Raw genomic sequence first — 5,204 nt, 5'->3', positions numbered from 1 at the left:
CCGTGAAGGTCAAAGTTGGAAGGTGGGGTTGGGGCCCTAGTCAACTTTTCGGTACATGAACGAAAGTGCTGCTGTGCATGGCTTTTGACTAATTTTAGCTCATAGTCTTACACATTGTCAACGCCGAACGCGAGTCAAAGTGTGTTGAGGTAAGGGTTTTAGGCTTATTCAGCAAGCCCTAATTAGGACGGGCTAGAAGCCCATCCCACATTTTTTCTTGTGGGATGGGCTTCTAGCCCGTCCTAAAATTTGATTAAAATGACTTTAGCAATTCAAGTCTACACTTGCTACAATCATCAATCTTAGACCAATCATTAGACCCGATAACCAAACTCGAAAACAATCTTCAAATTATCTGCGTTCATCTGTGTTTATCTGCCTGACATCTGCGGTTGACCTATTTATCAAAAATTTACGCAATAACTCTATTAAAAATCGCAGAGCGAGCAAATATCGCTTAAGATGTAATTATATAGTTAAAACCAGGAGTGACAAGATGTTTTATAAAGATAGAGTTAAGGGCATTAAAGGAGTAGGTCTAGTTATGGCTGGCATTAGTGCGATTCCCTTCGGGATAGCTTCGCTTCACGGCTTTTTGACCGCCTCAGCAGAAGCAACTGCACTAAATCAACCGATTGGCAAAGCGCGGGCGATCGCACCAAACAGTTTGGGCAATTATCAACCGCTGCAAATTGCTCAAGTTGAGGGATGTCCGAGGGCCGAAATGGTGCAATCTTTCGCAACTCCCAACTTTTCTATATACATTTGCAAAACCCAAGAAGGCGATATTTTTTACCGCGGCCTCAGCAAAATAAATGGCACCCAAATCAATGTCATGCAAGTAACTACAGGTGAGGACGGAACTTATGAAGCAACTAACGGCAATATTATTTATTCGATTAACCCCGAACGCCTGCAAGTGCGGCAGAATGGTAAGGTAATTTTGACCGAAGCTGTGATTAAGTAGCACTAAGTGTTATTCAACGATCGATCTGATTAATTCAGGGGACATTTTATTAGCTGGGATCAAACAAATTGCAGATTATTTCAAATTTAGGCATAATTATAAGAATAAAAGTCTGTATTATCAAAAGAGCTATCGGATTATGCCTTACAGTCAATTCACAATTACTAGAGCTAAAAAAGACTTTCAGTTAACTATCGTGGAGGGAACTCGGTTTTTTCCGGAGGTAGAATCAATTAATCCCAGTCCGAGATTGAGTAGCGAATTAGAAGATTTGCCTTGGACGATCGCAGTTGGTTCAGAAAAAGCCAGATCGGAAGCCATTGTCTACCCAGTTTTGCAAGAAGTCCGGCGCTTGATGAACCGCCAAATCAGTTTATTTTCGGGACGGGAATTCAATGTTGACCCCAGTTGCGATCTCACCGGATACGTCGATTTTTTAATTAGCCGATCGCCCGAACAGCTTACCGTAGAAGCACCCGCGATCGTAGTTGTGGAAGCAAAAAAAGCCGATCTGAACGAAGGTATCGGTCAATGTATTGCTGAAATGGTAGCGGCACAGCGCTTTAACGAAGCAGCAGAACACCCGATCGCCACTATTTACGGTTGTATCAGCAGCGGCACTCAATGGCGTTTTCTCAAGCTTTCAGGAACAACAGTGACGATCGACCTTACCGATTATCCGCTGCTTCCGGTGGAAACCATTTTAGGATTCTTGGTGTGGATGGTTCAACAAGATTAGCTAGATTTAACTGATTCAGTAAAAAATAGGATTTCCCACGAAACCCAAAGTTTTTAGAACTTGCTTGAAAACCTCGCTGTCAACTGTCAACTGTCAACTGTTTGTTCAAATATCTTTCAATTAGGACGATCGCCACAATATCGTCCACTGGTCTCGGCGGCGTCCGCATTCCCTCGGGAATCAAGCGTGAAAGTCCCGTCGGAGGGTACATTTGCCAGTAGCGTTCCCTCGCTTCTAAACTGCTGTACCTCTCGTCCACCTGAACAATTTTTATCAAAGGCGACAAACTCTGCGTCAGTTTTTGTTTCCAACTCTTAGAAGTCGTTTGATCTCCGATTACCAATAACTCAATCGAAAACTGTTCGCACAAAGATTGAATAGTAGATATGGCTGATTCTGACGGTACTACTTGATGGTAGCAGACGTTCTTATATCTACCCATTACGGCGATGCCGCACTTGTCTTTACCCGGATCGAAACCTAAAATCATAGTCAGTTACCAATTACCAATTACCACATTTAATTGTTAATTTTCGCCTCCGCCTTGATGCTGTTGTCCGGTGCGGAAAACAACGGCTCCGTTTTCAAGAGCAACTAAATCTATTTTAAGCGGGCCGGCAATGTAAGTGATATCTGCGGCGATCGCCTGAACATCCAGCGGTTTCTTGTACTGCTGCAACCGATCGATAAAACCGGCTAAAGTTTCAATCCGATTGTCAGCCACTTGGACTCTACCGCCGACAACGCCGATCAGGCGAGCGCGAAATTGACAAGCTTCTATCAATTGCTGCAACTGCTGCCGCACCTGTTCGTCCGTCAAAGTCACCGGATCGACAGCAACCCCTGCAATCACATCTCCAGCCCGGAACACAATTCGATTGATTTCTGCTTCTGCAAATACCTTAATTAGCTTTTCTTCCCGCAGGTAATTAGCGCCGGCAACAATTCGCACCACGTAGTCTTGACCGTCTTTAATCTGACTAATTAGTTGATCGATTTCTGCTTTAGTAATTTGAATAACCTGGTCTTTAACCTTCTTATTTTCCGGTTGCATCAGTCCGACGGTGGTTTTATTTGCTTCTTGCAAAAGTCGATCGATCGCGCCACTTGCCATACCGGGTTCGACAATGCGAACGACGCCAGCAGCTAAAATTTGACCGCGCCTGATGGCAACTGTACCCTCGCGGATTGCCTGAAAGTCCCGTTCCAAAACTTGCACTTGCTGCTGCAATAAAGTTTGTTGCTGTTCGAGTTGAGCTTGTTGCTCTGCCAAGGTTTCTAAGAGTGCTTCCCTCTCGGCAATTACTTTGTCGCGCTCGACAATTATTCGATCGCGCTCAGCGAGATTTTGCACCCGCTGGGCAATTTCCTTGTCTCGCTGGGCAATTAGTTCGTTGCGATCGACAATTTCCTTGTCGCGCTGGGCAATTTCTGCCTCTCGCTTGGCAATTTCTCGATCGCGCTGGGCAATTTGAGTTTTTACCTGCTCTCGCTGCTCGATTAACTGTTGGCGTTCCTCTTGCAGTTGGGCGATTTCCGATCCTAAAGTCGTTTTTTGAGCAGAAACTGTTTTCAATTGGTTCTCGGTGCGATCGAGCTGAGCTTTTGTAGTCGATCGGGCCGTTTCAACCAGTTTCAATTGTGCTTCGGTGCGGGATTTAGCCGCTTCCACACTGCTGAGCTGTTCTTCTGTCTGAGATTTAGCCGCTTCTACCTGACTTAACTGCTCTTCAGTTTTAGACTTGGCTGCTTGCACGCTGTTAAGCTGGGCCCGCAGCGAGTTTAATTTTGTTTGCGTCCGAGCTTGCTCGGCATTAGCAGCTTGGAGGGATTGATTAATTTGCTCTAAATTGGCTCTAGCTTGCGCTTGAGCGCCTCTGGCTTGAGCTAATTCAGTTTCAACTCGATTTTTTTCTTGAGTGGCCTGGTCGATTTCTCTGCGGGCGTTGTTGAGCCTTTTTTGAATCTCGTCTATTCTAAAAACTCCCGTTCGCAGTGGCTTGCTAGTAGCAAACAAAATGCCCAGAGTCAGTGCTGACAAGATGCTGCCGGCCATAACAGTCACAACAACAGCAGTATCGCGGGGGCGAAGCTTGAACAAACTCAACCTTGCCTTGCCGACTTTCGTCCCAAGGCGATCGCTGACAGTGGCGATCACACCCCCCAACACTAAAATTACAAATACCAGGATGTATCCAGCAGTCATTCCGATTTTAGATTTTGGATTTTGGATTTTGGATTGAATCTAAAATCCAAAATCCAAAATCCGATACTTTCTCGGCATCAAGTGAATTGCTGGCTTAAGGCCACCGGGTTGTGGACTGTGATCTTTTTCTTGTGGATCGAGATCATTGTTTCTTGCCTGAGATCTCCGAGCAAACGAGTCACCGTTACCCGCGTCGAACCGATCGCTTCGGCGATCGCCTGGTGGGACAGCTTCAAATCAATCGTAATCCCCTCTGTACCGGGTACGCCAAAGTCCCGGCACAGAATCAGCAAAAAGCTGACGAGTCTCGAACCCATATCTCGGTGAGCCAGCGTTTCGATCATCATCTCGGTTTGCAAAATCCGAGACGACAGTCCCCGCAGCATCACCATCGACAATTCCGGGTCTTCCTTGAGCGCTTTCTCGACTTGTTCGATCGGCAGCGAGATCAATTCCACCGGCGTAAAGGCTACCGCGTGGTAAAACCTGTCCGAGCGGTGTCCCGTAATCAGAGACAGCACCCCAAATACGCTATTTTCGCGTAGGAGGGCGACTGTAATTTCTTCCCCTGCTTCGTACACCCTGGAGAGCTTCACAGCACCTCTAATGAGAACGTAGACGCGCTCAGCCGGGTCTCCAGGGAAAAAAATTGTCTTGCCCCGTTCAAAGGTTTCCACAATGGGTGGAAACGCCCCGCCGCTGATTTGGCGGAACACGGCTGCTAGCGGTCTATCATGCGTCACGACTAGATCCTTTGTACTAATCAATACTTTATAACTTGTCGATTAACCTTATTGAGTAAATATACTGTCCAACCTCCAATATCCTGGGATTCTGTTACTTCCATCTAATATTAAGGTAAACACACGCTGTATGATTAAATCTAGCCCTTCTCTTAACTTTTTCAATTCCGCCTCCATGTAGCTCCACAGCCAAATTAATATCAACTGTGTCTCAATTGTGTCTCAATTGTGTCTCAATCAGTTAAATCTGAATCAGTTGTGTCTAAACTGGCGGGGTTGTCGCATAGAGCCAGTCAGGAACCTCAGCCCTGACGGCATGAGGCTTGAAAGAGAAATCTAACAAGCCGTTCCCCTAGGGCCATCGTCTTAACTGACTACGTTTATTGAGTCACGACACCCTGGAATGCCTAGCTAGTTCCTTGCTCTGTCGCTGAAGGTTAAACAGTTCTAAGGTCACGCTCGACAGTGCTTTGGGCCTAACAAGCTCATTAAACATTGGCGAAGTACAGACGACCTGGCAGGTCGTCTCTTCTACTCCGAAAGGAGATT

At 46.1% G+C, this 5,204-nt stretch carries 5 protein-coding genes; 2 read left to right on the top strand and 3 right to left on the bottom strand.

What is annotated here, in order from left to right:
- The first annotated feature begins 496 nt into the window (after window positions 1-496).
- Window positions 497-967 (top strand): hypothetical protein, encoded by a 471-nt coding sequence (locus ACUVJL_RS34960; RefSeq protein WP_445250014.1) that lies wholly within the window; start codon window positions 497-499, stop codon window positions 965-967.
- Between the two features lie 139 nt (window positions 968-1,106).
- A complete protein-coding gene (locus ACUVJL_RS34955; protein WP_332952871.1) occupies window positions 1,107-1,706 on the top strand; it encodes a hypothetical protein in 600 nt (199 codons plus the stop codon).
- Between the two features lie 79 nt (window positions 1,707-1,785).
- On the opposite strand, the gene ACUVJL_RS34950 is transcribed toward ACUVJL_RS34955, so the two are convergent.
- From ACUVJL_RS34950 to ntcA, 3 genes are all read right to left on the bottom strand, one after another.
- On the bottom strand, window positions 1,786-2,196 hold the full coding sequence (locus ACUVJL_RS34950; protein ID WP_445250013.1) for a pre-16S rRNA-processing nuclease YqgF: 411 nt from the start codon (window positions 2,194-2,196) through the stop codon (window positions 1,786-1,788).
- Between the two features lie 36 nt (window positions 2,197-2,232).
- On the bottom strand, window positions 2,233-3,912 hold the full coding sequence (locus ACUVJL_RS34945; protein ID WP_445250012.1) for a DUF3084 domain-containing protein: 1,680 nt from the start codon (window positions 3,910-3,912) through the stop codon (window positions 2,233-2,235).
- A 77-nt stretch (window positions 3,913-3,989) separates the two neighbouring features.
- Window positions 3,990-4,655, bottom strand: coding sequence for a global nitrogen regulator NtcA (ntcA, locus tag ACUVJL_RS34940; RefSeq protein ID WP_006634020.1), 666 nt, complete (start codon window positions 4,653-4,655; stop codon window positions 3,990-3,992).
- Window positions 4,656-5,204: the final 549 nt, after the last annotated feature.

The organism is Microcoleus sp. OTE_8_concoct_300, from assembly GCF_031383065.1.
Classification (GTDB): domain Bacteria; phylum Cyanobacteriota; class Cyanobacteriia; order Cyanobacteriales; family Microcoleaceae; genus Microcoleus.
The sequence above is the reverse complement of the archived record's forward strand: the minus strand, read 5'-3'. Positions and strand labels throughout refer to the sequence as shown.

Bases quoted from the DNA above. Each gene is read 5' to 3' on its own strand.
- ACUVJL_RS34960 (WP_445250014.1), top strand. From the start codon at position 497: ATGTTTTATAAAGATAGAGTTAAGGGCATTAAAGGAGTAGGTCTAGTT.
- ACUVJL_RS34955 (WP_332952871.1), top strand. From the start codon at position 1,107: ATGCCTTACAGTCAATTCACAATTACTAGAGCTAAAAAAGACTTTCAG.
- ACUVJL_RS34950 (WP_445250013.1), bottom strand. From the start codon at position 2,196: ATGATTTTAGGTTTCGATCCGGGTAAAGACAAGTGCGGCATCGCCGTA.
- ACUVJL_RS34945 (WP_445250012.1), bottom strand. From the start codon at position 3,912: ATGACTGCTGGATACATCCTGGTATTTGTAATTTTAGTGTTGGGGGGT.